We start from the raw sequence: 14,902 nt of genomic DNA, 5'->3' as shown, positions 1-14,902 counted from the left end.
TGCCTCCCTTGCCTAAAGGGAGGGGGACCAACCGAGCTCTGGTGGAGGGATTCCGTGGGGGGTAGGGGGCTCATTTATCGAATGTGCGGTGCGGGCGGCGGGACACATGGGTCCCGCCCTACAATTAGAATATTTTGTAGGGCAGGGCCCGCGTGCCCTGCCGGTGCGCAGGGGCGGGGCGATGTAGGCATCGCCCCCTACGAAATTTTATCGTAATTTGGTGCGTAGGGGAGGGGCTCTGCCCCTCCCGCGGGCGGGGTAGAACCCCGCCCCTACGGACGGTTTAGGGTGAAATCCCCCGCCTTATTTTAGTAATCCAAATTCACCGCGTATTTGGCCTTCTGCTCGATGAACTCCTTCCTGGGCTCCACCTTCTCGCCCATAAGCACCGTAAAGGTGGCGTCGGCGGCCACAGCATCGTCCAGGGTAATGCGGCGCAGGGTCCGCTTCTCCGGGTCCATGGTGGTCTCCCACAGCTCGTGGGGATTCATCTCGCCCAGGCCCTTGAAGCGGCTGATGTCCACCTTGGCGTCCGGGTTATCCCCCCGGAGCAGGGCGGAAACCGCGTCCCGCTCCTTGTCGGAGTAGGCAACCCTCGTCTGCTTGCCCCGACTCAGCTTATACAGCGGCGGCACCGCCGAATACACATATCCGTTTTCAATGAGGGGCCGCATGAAGCGGAAGAAGAAGGTCAGCAGCAGCGTGCGGATGTGCGCGCCGTCCACATCGGCATCGGCCATGATGATGATTTTGTGATACCGGAGCTTGGCCGCGTCAAACTCGTCGCCAATGCCTGCCCCCAGGGCGGTGATCACGGGCTGGAGCTTGTCGTTTCCATACACCTTGTCCGCCCGGGCCTTTTCCACATTGAGCATCTTGCCCCACAGGGGGAGGATGGCCTGAAACCGGGAGTCCCGACCCTGGGTGGCGGAGCCGCCTGCGGAGTCGCCCTCCACGATGTAAAGCTCTGTCAGCTCCGGATTATTTTCATTGCAGTCCCGGAGCTTGTCGGGCATAGCCGCACCGCCCAGGGCGGTCTTGCGCCGGATGGATTCTCTCGCTTTCCGGGCGGCCTCCCGGGCGCGGTTGGCGGTGAGGGCCTTGTCGAGAATGGTCCTGGCCACCGCCGGATGCTCCTCCAGATACACCGAGAGCTGGTCGGACACGATGCTGTCCACCAAGGTGCGGATGTAGGCGTTACCCAGCTTGTCCTTGGTCTGGCCCTCGAACTGGGCCTCCGTCAGCTTCACGGAAATTACCGCCGCGATGCCCTCCCGGCAGTCCTCGCCGGAAACCTTGTCGTCCCCGTCCTTGAGCATCCCGTATTTCGTGCCGTAGGCGTTCAGCACCCGGGTCAGCGCCGCCTTGAAGCCGGTCTCGTGCATACCGCCGCCGGGGGTGTGGATGTCGTTGGCAAAGGAGACCAGGGTCTCGTTGTAGCCGTCGTTATATTGCAGGGCGATCTCCGCCGTGGAGTCCCCCTTGGCCCCGGAGAGATAGATGACCTCCTGGTGCAGAGGGGTCTTGTTGCGGTTGAGATAGGTCACATACTCCCGTATGCCCCCCTCGTAGCACATGGTCTCCCCCTGCTCGCTGCCGGGCCGGGCGTCGGTGATGGTGATGCGCAGCCCCGCGTTGAGAAACGCCTGCTCCCGCATACGGGTGTGGAGGATGTCGTAGTCGTACACCAGCGTGTCGAACATCTCCGGGTCCGGCTTAAAGGTGACGGTGGTGCCGGTGCGGTCGGTGTCGCCGACGATCTTCATCTCCTGGGTAATGTCGCCCCGGGAGAATTTCATCTCGTAAATGTGGCCGTTCTTGTAAACCTGCACCTCCAGCCACTCCGACAGGGCATTCACCACGGACGCGCCCACGCCGTGAAGGCCGCCGGAGACTTTGTAGCCCCCGCCGCCGAACTTGCCGCCGGCGTGGAGCACGGTGTAAACCACCTCCAGGGCAGGCCGCCCGGTCTGGGGCTGGATATCCACGGGGATGCCGCGCCCGTTGTCGGTAACGGTGATGGTGTTGCCTTCGTTGATGGTCACGGTGATGTCCGTGCAGTACCCGGCCAGGGCCTCGTCAATGGCGTTGTCCACGATCTCGTACACCAGGTGGTGCAGGCCCGAGGAGGAGGTAGAGCCGATGTACATACCGGGCCGCTTTCGCACGGCCTCCAGGCCCTCCAGCACTTGGATCTCCGAGGCATCATATTCCGTCTCCACGGCGATGACTTTTTCCAGTTCTGACATAAATCCTATCCTTTCTCAAGGGAAGATGATCTTCCGCTGTATTTACAAAACAAAGACGGGGGGAACAAAATGAGCTGTGTTACGGCGGGGCGATGCTCACATCGCCCCCTACGAAATTCTATCGAAAACCCTCCGTAGGGGCCGATGATCCTGTTGCGGTGCCCAAAATTTTTGCGCTGCCTTACGGCGGACGCTTAAAATTTTGACCGCGGCCACTCGCTCACTTCGCTTCCTCTGCCACCGGCAGCGCTCAGTTCGCTCCCCACATCGGCCCGCCCGGGCTTATACCGCATTTTCTGTAATGTGTCATTGCGAGGGCGCAGCGCGCCCGTGGCAATCCGTCCCCCTCGTCCCTAAGGCCCCCTTGCCTAAAGGGGGCTGGCACGGTGAAGCCGTGACTGGGGGATTCTTTCCCCGTACCCACGGCAGGGCACACGGGCCCTGCCCTACAAGGCGTTGCGTTATCAGGACCGGGCGGACAGAGTCGTCCGCCCCTACAAGCATTTCCGTAGGGGCGACCCTCGCGGTCGCCTGCTACAAGCATTTCCGTAGGGGCGACCCTTGCGGTCGCCCGCCCCACCGCACATCTTGTGCCCATCCGTAGGGGCCGATGCCTACATCGGCCCGCCCTACGCTCCTACTCTCCCCTGCTCCGCTTCTGCAGGGTCTGGGTATTCAGCTGCGAAATATACACGATCTGCCTGTGATACGGGTGGTCGCACACCAAAAAGGACTTGGGAATGTCCTCCGTCACCGGCACCACCACCCCCTCCTGCTCCGCTTTTTCCAAAAATTCCCGGGTGCGCTTGGATTGGGAGGTAATGTCCAGGTCGAATATGCCGATGATCCGCTTTTCCGGAAGCATGGCATTTTGCCCGATGTGCAGGTAACTCATAAAACCACCTCCCCGCTTCGTATGTGAAACAGCCGCCCCGCTTGCAAGCGGTCCAGCCTGTCGTTTTCGCAGCAGGTGATGAACACCTGTCCCCCGGAAATGCGGTTTAATACATATTCCTGCCGCTTGGGGTCCAGCTCCGAGAGCACATCGTCCAGCAGCATCACCGGGTACTCCCCCACGGCGCTGCGGTGTATCTCCCGGTCGGCCAGCTTCAGGCACAGGGCCGCCGTGCGCACCTGCCCCTGGGAGCAAAACTGCCGTGCGCTCCGTCCGTTGACCTCCACCAGAAAGTCGTCCTTGTGGGGCCCCGACAGGCACAGCCCCGAGGCAAGCTCCGCGTGATAATGGCTCTGCTGGTGGTCCCGTAAATTCTGGGCGATGTCCTCCGTCTTGGCAAAGGGGTCTACCACGGTTTTCACCGTCTCATATCGTAATTTTAATTTTTCCCGTCCCCCGCTGCAATCCCCGTGGGCCGGGGCGGCATAGGCGTCCAGGGCCCGGCAATACTGGGCCCGATAATGGATGAGGATGGCCCCCATCCGGCACATTCCCTCGTTAAAATCCGGCAGCATGGCCAAAAGCCCCGGGTTTTCCTCCCGATCCCGCAAAATACGGGTCTTGTGCTCATAAAGCCGGTGGTACTCCGCCAAGGCCCGGGCGTACCGGGGCCGCAGCTGGCACAGGGACTGATCCATGAATCTCCGCCGGGCCGCCGCCCCCTCCCGAATGAGGAACAGATCCTCGGGGCTGAAGAACACCGTGTGCAGCGTCTCGGAAAGCTCCGAGGCGTTCTTGGCAGCCACGCCGTTCACGGTCATTTTCCGCCGACTTCCGGCCCGGAGGGTGATGTCGGTGATGAATTCCCGCTCCCGGGAATAAATCTCCCCGATGATCCGGGCCTCGCCGCCGTCAAAGGAGATCAGCTCCCTTTCCGTCCGGGTCCGGGGGGACTTGCCGCAGGAGAGATAGACCATAGCCTCCAAAAGGTTGGTCTTTCCCTGGGCGTTCTCCCCGTGGATCACATTGCACGCCGGGTCAAATTCCAAGGTCTGCCCCCGGTAATTGCGAAAGCCCTCCAGGGTCAGCTTATTGATCCTCATACTGTACGCCGTATTCGTTTTTTTCATAGACCACGGTGTCGCCGGGCCTTATTTTCTTTCCCCGCTGGGTGCAGACCTGGCCGTTTACCGCCACGGCCCCCTCCTGCACCCGGATTTTCGCCTCTCCGCCGGTGGCTACGGCGTCCGCCAGCTTCAGCAGGTCCTGTAATTTAATGTATTCCGTTGTGATGGTCACGATTTTCATTTGATTCGCTCCTTATGCCTTCAGCCGCACCGGCAGCACCATGTAAAGGAAGTTGTCGCCGCCGTCCACCGGGGTCAGCACGCAGGGGCTGATGCCGGTGTTCAGCTCCATGATCACCTGGTCCGCCGGGGCAAAGCGCAGGGCGTCCATAAGATAGCGATTGTTAAAGCCGATCTCCAGCCCCTGGCCGTCTCCCTCCACGACGCACACATCCTCCGCCTCGCCGTTGCCGGTCTTGGCGGAGAAATTTATGATATTCTTGTCCATAATGCAGCGCACAGGGCTTTTCAGCTTCTCGCTGATAACCACGCTGACCCGGTCCAGGCTGCTGAGCATGGTTTTAGTGTCCACCAGCAGGCGAATGGGATTATTCCGAGGGATGGCGTTCTTGTAGTCCAAAAATTCTCCCTCCAGCTTCCGGCAGATCAGCTCCGTAGACCCCGTTTCAAACAGCAGATGCCGCTTGCCCAGGCTCACGGTAATAGGCTCCTCGCTATCCTCGCAGATCTTCTCCACCTCGTTCAGGGCGCTGCCGGGACACACGAAGCGGAAGGCGCCGCCCTCCAGCTTTTCCAGCTTCTCGTGGCGCAGGGCCAGGCGGAATCCGTCCACGGACACCACCGTCACGCCCCCCATCTCCACCTCAAACAGGGACCCCGTGTGAATGGGCCGGTTTTCGTTGGTGGAGACGGCGAAGGAGGTCTGGTTGATCATCGCCTTCAGGGTGCCCTGCTGCAGGGTGAGGGCGTATTCGCTCTCCACCTCGGGCATCTCCGGGTAATCGTCGGCGGACAGGCCCAGAATTTCAAACCGTGTCTCGCCGCAGGTGAGGGTGACCATGTACTTCTCGTCGGCGGAGAACACGATGACATCATCGGGCATTTTGCGGATGATGTCCCCGAAAAGCCGGGAGTTCAGCACAATGCGCCCCTGCTCGCGGATGTCGGCCTCCAGGCGGGTGCGGATGCCGGTCTGCATATTGTATCCGGACAGGGTCAGCACCTCCGTGCCCTCCAGCAGCAGGCCCTCCAGGCCGGGGATAGAGCTTTTGGTGGCCACGGTGCGGGACGCGGTATTCACGGCGAGCTGCAGCAGCGCCTTTTCGCAGGAAAATTTCAGCATGGCACAGATTCCTTTCTAATTCCGAAATTTCCGGGCATATTTTCTGCCCACAGAACATAAACTAAGTATTTTTTAGTAATAATAGTCGTAGAGAAAACTTTTGTGGAAAACCCCCGTAAGGCCGCGAAATGCATGGATTTTTTGTCCACAGGGGAAATGATGAATTTCCACAGGAAGAGGGGAGAAATGGGGAGGGGAAGTTTATCCACAGGGAATCCACACACAGAGAACAGGAAATGTGGAGAAGGTGGGGTAGACCCTGCGAAATCCTATCGGGAAACCCTCCGTAGGGGCGGACGACCCTGTCCGCCCGTCTGGGCTTGAACCGCATTTCTTATAATGTGTCATTGCGAAGCCGGTGCGCACACCGGCTGTGGCAATCCGTACCCCCGTCCCCTTGGCCCCCTTGCCTAAAGGGGGCTGGCACGGCGAAGCCGTGACTGGGGGATTCTTCCTACCGCACCTCTTGTAATCCACCCGTAGGGCGGCGTGCCCTCACGCCGCCGGAATGGTGCAGTGGTTATCGGGCGGCGGGCTGAGGGCAGCCCGCCCTACGCAAGCGTTCCAACCTTTCCGTAGGGACGACCCTTGCGCTCTCCCGTCTCTTCAGCCCGGGTTGGTATTGATATTGGTGGTGATCTGCTTCACCGTCTCGGCAAAGGCCGGGTCGCTGCGCATTTGCTTTTCCACCTTGTCCAGGGAGTGCAGCACCGTGGTGTGGTCCCGGTCGCCGAACTCCTTGCCGATGTCCACCAGATTCATGCAGATGATCCGGCGCATGAGATACATGGCGATCTGCCTTGCCGCCACCACCTCCCGGCCCCGGCTCTGGCCCCGCAGCACATCCTCGTCGATGTGATAGGTGGAGCAGATATAGTTCACCACCGCCTGGGCCGTGGGGATGTACTCGTTATTTTTCTTGATCATGTCCCGGATGGCCTTGAGAATGTCCTCCTGGCTCATGGAGCTTCCCATCAGGTCGTAATAGGCCAAAATTTTGTTCAGGGTGCCCTCGATCTGCCGGACATTGGCGGTAACATTTTCCGCGATCAGGTCCGAAACCGCGTCGGACAGCTGCACCCCCAGCATGGCCGACTTGTTGCGGATAATGGCCAGGCGGGTCTCGTAGTCCGGAGGCGCCACATCCACCATCAGGCCCCACTCGAAGCGGGTGCGCAGCCGGTCCTCCAGCTTGGTCATCTCCCGAGGGGGACGGTCGGAGGTGAGTACGATCTGCTTGCCGGACTCATACAGCGCATTGAAGGTATGGAAAAATTCCTCCTGGGTCTGGACCTTACCGGCGATGAACTGCACATCGTCCACCAGCAAAAGGGTCGCCTGGCGGTACTTCTCCCGGAACTCGGCGTTTTTGCCCTCCTGGATGGAGGCCACCAGCTCGTTAGTAAAGTCGTCGCCCTTGATGTATACCACCTTGGCCTCCGGGTGATTTTGCTTCAGGCCGTGGGCGATGGCGTAGAGCAGATGGGTCTTGCCCAGTCCCGAATCGCCGTAGATAAACAGGGGGTTATAGTTGGCCCCGGGCCGCTCCGAAACCGCGTGGGCGGCGGCATAGGCCAGCTTGTTGTTGGGCCCCACCACATAGGTCTCGAAGGTGAAGGCCCCGCAGTCCCCGGGGTCTCCGGGATGGTCGGGCTTAATGCCGTGGTAGGCGGAAAGCTGGTCGTCGTTGAGGACCTTGATTTCAAAGTCCGCTGAAAACAGGTCCCGCAGGGCGTCCCGGATATAGGGCAGAAAACGGGCCTCAATGGTTTTCTTCTTAAACTCGTTGCCGCAGTGCAGCACAAAGGCGGAGTCCTCCATAGTCACCACCTCCACCTCGTCAAACCAGGTATTGATGGTGGTAGGGGCCAGCTGGGTAGACATCCGCTGCAGTACGCTGCTCCATACATCTGATAGTGAATTCAAGGGATCGTTCTCCTTTCCAAGCAAATGATTCTATCTATGACCGGAAAAACACATTCGTTGCATGGATAGGAGCAACGAAGAAAAAATTATTTTGAAGGGACGAAGAAACGGGGGATTCCTCACTGCACCTCTTGTAAACCTCCGTAGGGGCGACCCTTGCGGTCGCCCGCCCATTGCGCCTCTTGTAACGGACGCGGGGCGATGTGGGCATCGCCCCCTACGAAATTCTATCGTTAAACCCTCCGTAGGGGCGGACGCCTCTGTCCGCCCGCCCGGGCTTGCACCGCATTTCTTATAATGTGTCATTGCGAAGCCAGTGCGCACACTGGCTGTGGCAATCCGCTCTCCCGTCCCCTTGGCCCCCTTGCCTAAAGGGGGCTGGCACGGCGAAGCCGTGACTGGGGGATTCCTGACCTCACCGCACTTCTTGTAACGCTTCCGTAGGGGCGACCCTTGCGGTCGCCCGCCCATTGCACCTCTTGTTGCGCTTTCGTAGGGGCCGATGCCTACATCGGCCCGCCTACTGCACTACTTGTAATGTGTCATTGCGAAGCCGGTGCGCACACTGGCTGTGGCAATCCGTTCTCCCGTCCCCTTGGCCCCCTTGCCTAAAGGGGGCTGGCACGGCGAAGCCGTGACTGGGGGATTTCACGCAGGCACTTTCTTGCCAAACCTCCGTAGGGGCCGGCGTCCTCGACGGCCCGACCCGGATTTTTCCCGCACCCCCGGCAGGGCACGCGGGCCCTGCCCTACAAGGCGTTGCTTTATCGGGCCCGGGCGGACAGGGTCGTCCGCCCCTACAAGCGCTTTCGTAGGGGCCGATGACTATACATCGGCCCGCCGTACCGCGCCCCTTGTAAAACCCCATATCATTGTCCGGGCGCCGTACAGAATAAAACCCACATCATAGCACACTAAGTATAGCAGAAATCCCGCCAAAAGTCCACACTTATATATTAGAATATGTATAAAAAATATTTCCCTCCCCCGCCCGGAAAACCCCCTGCCGCTGAAAATTTTTTATTGACAGCCCCATTCCCGGTATGTATAATAAATAAAGTGTCGTTCTTTCGGCACCTGAGCTTATCAACTGCGGGGCGGAGGTATCTTCGCCCGCCGTCGAGTAAGTGTGGCGGCCCGGTTGCCGCCGCCGGATTTTCTATGTAATGGAGGTGTCCTGCAATGTTCCGTACCTATCAGCCCAAGAAGCGCCAGCGCTCCAAGGTGCACGGTTTCCGCAAGAGAATGGCTACTGCCAACGGCCGCAAGGTCCTGGCCCGTCGCCGCGCCAAGGGTCGTGCTCGTCTGACCCTCTGAGGTCACGGAAGGTGCATCCGGCATAGCTCTTGAATAGCAGGGACGGTGGAAGGGAAAACTGCCGTCCCTATTCGTCTATGCAAATGCCCATTGGCAAATGTGCTTGAAAAGCCGAGGAAAAGTCATGAAAGCAGCCGTAACGGTCAAGGAAAATCACGAATTTCGCCGCATTTACCGCAAGGGCCGCTCCGCCGTTTCCCCGTATCTGGTGGTCTACTGCCAGAAAAATCGGGAGGGTCGGAGCCGCCTGGGGGTCACTGTGAGCAAAAAGCTGGGTCACGCCGTGGTGCGCAACCGGGTGCGCCGCCGGATCCGGGAGATATACCGCCTGAACCGGGAGAAAATGCTCCCGGGCTGGGACATCATCGTGGTGGGCCGGGGCCGCAGCGTCAAGGGCCCCTACGAAAAGATGAACGAGGCTTACCTTGACTGCCTGCGCCGGCTGTCCCTTCTGCGGGAGGAGACGCTGTGAAAAAAGCATTTATGGCCGCCATCCGGTTTTATCAGAAGGGGATCTCGCCCCTCTATCCCCCCCGCTGCCGCTACATCCCCACCTGCTCGCAGTACGCCCTGGAGGCGGTGGAGAAATACGGCGCTGTCAAGGGGACCTTTCTTGCCACCAAGCGCATCCTGCGGTGCAATCCCTTCCACAAGGGCGGGTATGACCCCGTCCCGTAAACAGGTTTTCCCAAGCAACTTACGGAGGAAAAAAATATGTTCGCACAACTCGGATATTATATCTGTGTGCCGTTTGCCTGGCTGACCCGGGTATTCTATTCTCTCACCGGGTCCTACGGCCTGGCGCTGATCCTGTTCACCCTGGTTGTGAAGCTGGTGATCCTGCCCTTCCAGCTCAAGGGTAAGAAGAGTATGCTGCGCATGAACCGTATGCAGGGCAAGATGAAGGACATCCAGACCCGCTACGCCAATAATAAGCAGCGTCAGCAGGAGGAAATGGCCAACCTCTACGCCCAGGAGGGCGTAAACCCCATGTCCGGCTGTCTGTGGTCCTTCCTGCCCTTCCCCATTCTTATCGCTCTGTACGCTATCATCCGCCAGCCCCTGCGCTACCTGATGGGTCTCAGCATGGATACCATCACTGCCATCTCCGACGCCGCGGCCAAGCTGGGCTATGCCGCCGCAGAGGGGGGCCAGGCTGCGGCCTATGAGCAGATCTACCTGGCAAAGTTCGTCCACCAGCACTGGAGCAGCTTCCAGGGCCAGTTTGACGGGCTTATCAACCTGGACTACAATTTCCTGGGCATGGACCTGGCCAGCCAGGGCTCCACCCTCTTTAAGCAGATCACCACCGGTGGCTGGCCCGTCATCGGTGTGCTGCTGCTGCCCGTCATCGCCACGGCCCTGCAGTTCCTTATGACCGTCGTGAGCATGAAGTCCAGCGGCGCCGCGGCCAATAGTCAGAGCAAGATGATGATGTACCTCATGCCGCTGATGACCCTGTGGATGGGCTACATTCTCCCCGCCGCTCTGTGCGTGTACTGGATTGCCAACACCGCCTTCTCCGTCATTCAGGAGCAGCTGCTCAATAAGCGGTTCAATAAGATCCTGGACCGGGAGGAGACCGAAAAGGAGCGTGCCAAGCGGGAGGCCCGGGCCGCCAAGATGATGGCCTCTCGGGAGCGTATGCTTCAGCAGCAACAGCAGTATGAGAAGGCCAAGTCCGGCAATAACGGCAATAAGAAAAAGGGTCAGCCCTCCAAAAAGGCCGAAAAGCGTGCCAGCACCAATGAAAACGGCCGGGTGGGTCAGCGCCCCTACGCCCGTGGCCGTGCTTACAGCGAACACCATTATGAGGAATAAGGAGTTTTGTCATGCGTTATATTGATGTAACAGGCAAGACCGAGGAGGAGGCCATCCGCGCCGCCCTGAGCCAGCTGGGTCTGGAGCGGGACGATGTTTCCGTGGAGATCCTGGAGCGCTCCAAGAGCGGATTTTTGGGCATCGGCAGTAGCCCTGCCAAGGTGCGGGTAAGCTACGAGCTGGATGTTGTGGATGAGCCGGAGGTCCCCCAGGCCAAGCCTGCGGAGAAAAAATCTGTGGAGAAAAAACCCGTAGAGAAAAAGCCGGAGGGTAAGCCCGAGCCTGCACCCGAGAAGCAGCCCGAGCAGCCCGCCGCCCCCGTCAGCGAAACCGAGGATGCCGACCGCATCCGCGCCTTCCTCACGGGCCTGCTGGAGCATATGGATTGCCGGGCTCAGGTGAAGGTGTACGAGGAGGAGAAGAACCGCTATAAGGTCATTCTGGAGGGCCAGCGCCTGGGCGCCCTCATCGGCCGCCGGGGCGAGACCCTGGATGCCATCCAGCAGCTGACCAATTACGCCGTGAACAGCGGCCGAGATAAGCGGGTGCGCATCCATGTGGACGCGGAGAACTATCGTGCCAAGCGGGAGCAGAGCCTGGAGAGCCTGGCCAATAAGGTGGCCGGCAAGGTGCTGAAATACCGCCGCAGCGTGACCCTGGAGCCCATGAACGCCTATGAGCGCCATGTGATCCACGCCGCCCTGCAGGATAAGGAGGGCGTCACCACCTACTCCATCGGTACCGAGCCCAACCGCCGTGTCGTGGTAGCCTACGAGCGGGGCAACCGGTAAAAATGCAACACGAAAAAGAGAGGGGATGCCCCTCTCTTTTTTTGAAATACTTTCATCTAATATTGACAAAATAGCTGAAAATAGATATAATTTCGTCAGGCGCTGCACGAACGGCAGGCGGTTGGCCACACCACCCGAAAGGGGGTGAGGCTCATGCGTATCACTTTACATATCGGAGCCTTCACGGTGACGATCATCGTAAAACGCAGAAACCGCCACTCTGGCAAGTGACGGTTTCTATTTAGAACCTTAAAATCCTTCCAGGGCTAACCGCTTGTCGCAGCGCCCTTTCTGTTTCTATTATACCTTTCCGCGTCAATTTGTCAAGTCCGAACACGCAGAAACCGCCACTCGGCAAAGTGACGGTTTCCATTGTGAAATCTTAGCTTCCCAGGGCCAACCGCTTGTCGCAGCGCCCGTTCTGCTTCTATTATACTTCCCTGCGCCAATCTGTCAAGCCCGAACACAGGGACCCCGCCCTTGATGGCCCCCTTGCCTAAAGGGGGCTGGCACGGCGAAGCCGTGACTGGGGGATTCTTTCCCTCACCGCACCTCTTGTAACGCTTTCGTAGGGGCGACCCTTGCGGTCGCCCGCGGGAGGGGCAGAGCCCCTCCCCTACGCACCACAAGATACGCTTCCGTAGGGGCCGATGCCTACATCGGCCCGCCGTCCCGCACCCCATGTAAAACTCACTGTCACTACCGTGGCACCCGTTTCCCTCTCCGGCGAAAGTGTCCGTCACACGCCGAAAAACCGCCGTCCGTTTTCCCAGGTGGCCTTTTCCACCTCCTCCGGTGTCAGGCCCTTGATCTGGGCGATTTTCTCCGCCACCAGGCGCACATAGGACGAGTCGTTCCGTTCCCCCCTGTGGGGCACCGGGGTCAGGTACGGCGCGTCGGTCTCGATCATCAGCTTTTCCAGGGGCACCGCGGCGATGACCTCCGGGGCCTTTTTCGCGTTTTTGAAGGTGACCGCCCCGTTAAAGGACAGCATCCACCCCATTTTGATAAGCTCCCGTGCCATTTCCGCAGACCCGGCAAAGCAGTGGAATACCCCCCGCACCCGGGGAAATTCCCGCACAATGTCCAGGGTGTCCCCGTGGGCGTCCCGGTCGTGGATGATCACGGGTAAGCCAAGCTCCTCCGCCAGCCGAAGCTGCCGCCGCAGCACCTCCTGCTGCAGCTCCCGGGGCGGATTTTCCGCCCAGTAGTAGTCCAGGCCGATCTCTCCGATGGCCACCACCCTGGGATTTTTCGCCATCTGTCGCAGCCGGTCCATCATGCCGGGTTCAAAGTCTCCGCAGTTTTCCGGGTGGATGCCCACGGCGGCGTACACAAAGCCAAAGCTTTCCGCCAGGGCCACCGCCGTCCGGGAGGAGGATACATCGCAGCCGGGATTTACAATAAGGCCCACATTTTTCTCCGGCATACCCGCCAGCAGCGCCTCCCGGTCGCCGTCAAAGCGCTCGTCGTCATAGTGGGCGTGGGTGTCAAACAGCATGGCTCAGTCCCGATTCAGCTTCGTCTCGGCGATGCACTCGTCCTTGATGACCCGCAGGCGCTTCATGTGCTCCTGCTCCATGTGTATGCGCTGGTGCTCGTCGGTGTCCCACTGCTCCAGCAGGAGGATTTCGTCCTCATTCTGGCAGGAGAGATAGTAGTCGTACCGCAGGCAGCCCTCCTCCCGGCGAATGGCCGTGAGAATGCCCTCCTCCACCACACGGCGCAAAAATTCCTCCCGCCGTCCGGGCTTTGCAAAGTAATTCACAGATAATTTCAGCATATTAAACCTCCAGTTCCAAATAGACCGGGCAGTGATCGCTTCCAAAAATGTTGTCGCGGATGTCCGCTGCCTTCACCTTGTCCTTGAGCCGCTGGGATACAATGAAGTAGTCAATGCGCCACCCCACATTTTTGTCCCTGGCGTGGAAGCGATAGCTCCACCAGGAGTAGCGGTCCGTGACATCGCCGTGAAGGTAGCGGAAGGTGTCCACGAAGCCCGCGTCCAGAAGCACCGACATTTTCTCCCGCTCCTGGTCGGAAAAGCCGGGGTTTTGGCGGTTGGTCTTGGGATTTTTCAGGTCGATCTCCCGGTGGGCCACATTCAGGTCGCCGCAGTAGACCACGGGCTTTTTCCCGTCCAGCTCCCGGAGATAGGCGCGCAGGTCGTCCTCCCACTGCATCCGGTAGGGAAGGCGCTTCAGCCCGTCCTGGCTGTTGGGGGTGTAGCAGCACACCAGGTAAAAGGCCGGGTACTCCGCCGTGATGATCCGTCCCTCGTGGCGGTGCATATCGTCCCCGAAGTCATAGGTCACGGACAGGGGCTCGGTTTTCGTGAGAATGGCCGTTCCGGAGTACCCCTTTTTGTCGGCGGAGTTAAAATAGCGGTGGTAGCCCGGCAGGTCGAAAACCGCCTGCTCCGGCTGCAGCTTCGTCTCCTGCAGGCAGATCACATCCGGATCCTCCGCCGCCACATAGTCCAAAAAGCCCTTGCCCAGGGCTGCACGCAGTCCGTTTACATTCCAGCTTACAAGTTTCATAGGTCGCTCCTTCCGGGTCTTTTTTGCCATTATAGCACAGCCCGTTTCAAAACCCAACAAAAATATTGACAAAGCCGCCCCGGTAGAATAATATAATAAGGAATGACAAAGGCTAAAACGCGAAAGCATAAAAGCCTCGCAGAGTTTTCCGCCCGCAGGCGGAAAAAAATTAAAAGCCTTTTGTCGGAAAATTCCGAAGGAATTTTCGACAGGTTCAAAATGGCAGTGAAGGAAAGAGTACCCCGTTGGCAGACCGCCCAAGAGAGCCCGAGTAGGTGAAAGCGGGCGCGGGACGGACGGGGGAACATGGCTCCGGAGCCGCCGGGTCGAGGGCCTCCTGGGCCTTAGGCTCGGACGGGCGCGCCCGTAACAGCGCGGAAGTGTAGCGACACTTCATAAGGCCGCCTGCGTGAGCAGGCCGCGAAGCAAGGTGGTACCACGGTGCAGCGCATCGTCCTTGGCAAAAGCCGGGGGCGATTTTGTTTTTTGCCCGGGGCACAAACCCTTTCGTAGGGGCCGATGGTCACATCGGCCCGCCCACCGCACTTCTTGTAATGTGTCATTGCGAAGCCAGTGCGCACACTGGCTGTGGCAATCCGTCCCCCCGTCCCCTCGGCCCCCTTGCCTAAAGGGGGCTGGCACGGCGAAGCCGTGACTGGGGGATTCCTTCCCCGCACCGCACCCCTTGTAACGGACGCGGGGCGATGTGGGCATCGCCCCCTACGAAATCCTATCGGTAAACACACCGTAGGGGCCGATGCCTACATCGGCCCGTCTCACCGCGCCTCTTGTAACCCTCCGTAGGGGCGACCCTTGCGGTCGCCCGCGGGAGGGGCAAAGCCCCTCCCCTACGCACCACAGGAAACCCACCGCCCCCTTGCAAAATCCCATCTACAATTTTAAGCCGCTCTTCCATTCGGAGCGGCGGAAAAG

The 14,902-nt window shown here is 59.6% G+C and carries 14 protein-coding genes; 5 read left to right on the top strand and 9 right to left on the bottom strand.

What is annotated here, in order from left to right; genetic code table 11:
• Positions 1-308: 308 nt before the first annotated feature.
• From gyrB to dnaA, 6 genes are all read right to left on the bottom strand, one after another.
• Positions 309-2,249: a DNA topoisomerase (ATP-hydrolyzing) subunit B gene (gyrB, locus tag KI236_RS08700; protein ID WP_212821212.1), complete on the bottom strand. Its 1,941-nt coding sequence runs from the start codon at positions 2,247-2,249 to the stop codon at positions 309-311.
• Between the two features lie 637 nt (positions 2,250-2,886).
• Positions 2,887-3,144: an extracellular matrix regulator RemB gene (remB, locus tag KI236_RS08695; protein WP_212821210.1), complete on the bottom strand. Its 258-nt coding sequence runs from the start codon at positions 3,142-3,144 to the stop codon at positions 2,887-2,889.
• On the bottom strand, positions 3,141-4,274 hold the full coding sequence (recF, locus tag KI236_RS08690) for a DNA replication/repair protein RecF (protein ID WP_228738130.1): 1,134 nt from the start codon (positions 4,272-4,274) through the stop codon (positions 3,141-3,143). The genes remB and recF overlap by 4 nt, the downstream gene beginning before the upstream one ends.
• Complete coding sequence (locus KI236_RS08685; protein WP_212821208.1) at positions 4,234-4,452, bottom strand: RNA-binding S4 domain-containing protein; 219 nt, start codon at positions 4,450-4,452, stop codon at positions 4,234-4,236. The genes recF and KI236_RS08685 overlap by 41 nt, the downstream gene beginning before the upstream one ends.
• A gap of 12 nt (positions 4,453-4,464) precedes the next feature.
• Positions 4,465-5,574: a DNA polymerase III subunit beta gene (dnaN, locus tag KI236_RS08680; protein ID WP_228738129.1), complete on the bottom strand. Its 1,110-nt coding sequence runs from the start codon at positions 5,572-5,574 to the stop codon at positions 4,465-4,467.
• Between the two features lie 606 nt (positions 5,575-6,180).
• The gene (gene dnaA, locus KI236_RS08675; protein ID WP_212821206.1) at positions 6,181-7,500 is read right to left on the bottom strand and encodes a chromosomal replication initiator protein DnaA; all 1,320 of its coding nucleotides are present in this window, start codon (positions 7,498-7,500) and stop codon (positions 6,181-6,183) included.
• A gap of 1,182 nt (positions 7,501-8,682) precedes the next feature.
• Here dnaA and rpmH point away from each other — a divergent pair.
• The 5 genes from rpmH (at position 8,683) to jag (ending at position 11,429) form a co-directional block, all read left to right on the top strand.
• Positions 8,683-8,817, top strand: coding sequence for a 50S ribosomal protein L34 (gene rpmH, locus KI236_RS08670; protein ID WP_212821204.1), 135 nt, complete (start codon positions 8,683-8,685; stop codon positions 8,815-8,817).
• A gap of 124 nt (positions 8,818-8,941) precedes the next feature.
• Positions 8,942-9,289, top strand: a complete 348-nt coding sequence (gene rnpA / locus KI236_RS08665) for a ribonuclease P protein component (RefSeq protein WP_212821202.1) — start codon at positions 8,942-8,944, stop codon at positions 9,287-9,289.
• Complete coding sequence (yidD, locus tag KI236_RS08660) at positions 9,286-9,495, top strand: membrane protein insertion efficiency factor YidD (RefSeq protein WP_212821200.1); 210 nt, start codon at positions 9,286-9,288, stop codon at positions 9,493-9,495. Before rnpA ends, yidD begins: the two co-directional genes overlap by 4 nt.
• A gap of 36 nt (positions 9,496-9,531) precedes the next feature.
• A complete protein-coding gene (gene yidC, locus KI236_RS08655; RefSeq protein ID WP_212821198.1) occupies positions 9,532-10,638 on the top strand; it encodes a membrane protein insertase YidC in 1,107 nt (368 codons plus the stop codon).
• A gap of 11 nt (positions 10,639-10,649) precedes the next feature.
• The gene (gene jag, locus KI236_RS08650; protein ID WP_212821195.1) at positions 10,650-11,429 is read left to right on the top strand and encodes an RNA-binding cell elongation regulator Jag/EloR; all 780 of its coding nucleotides are present in this window, start codon (positions 10,650-10,652) and stop codon (positions 11,427-11,429) included.
• A gap of 739 nt (positions 11,430-12,168) precedes the next feature.
• Here the strand turns inward: jag and KI236_RS08645 are convergent.
• From KI236_RS08645 to KI236_RS08635, 3 genes are read right to left on the bottom strand one after another with little or no spacing between them, the layout of a single operon-like run.
• Complete coding sequence (locus tag KI236_RS08645) at positions 12,169-12,930, bottom strand: TatD family hydrolase (protein WP_212821193.1); 762 nt, start codon at positions 12,928-12,930, stop codon at positions 12,169-12,171.
• 3 nt (positions 12,931-12,933) lie between these two features.
• Positions 12,934-13,212 carry a putative quinol monooxygenase gene (locus KI236_RS08640; RefSeq protein ID WP_212821191.1) on the bottom strand — a complete coding sequence of 93 codons (279 nt, stop codon included), beginning with the start codon at positions 13,210-13,212 and terminating at the stop codon, positions 12,934-12,936.
• A gap of 1 nt (position 13,213) precedes the next feature.
• Positions 13,214-13,969, bottom strand: a complete 756-nt coding sequence (locus tag KI236_RS08635) for an exodeoxyribonuclease III (protein WP_212821189.1) — start codon at positions 13,967-13,969, stop codon at positions 13,214-13,216.
• Between the last annotated feature and the right edge of the window lie 933 nt (positions 13,970-14,902).

Source organism: Vescimonas fastidiosa (assembly GCF_018326305.1).
GTDB lineage: Bacteria > Bacillota > Clostridia > Oscillospirales > Oscillospiraceae > Vescimonas > Vescimonas fastidiosa.
The sequence above is the reverse complement of the archived record's forward strand: the minus strand, read 5'-3'. Positions and strand labels throughout refer to the sequence as shown.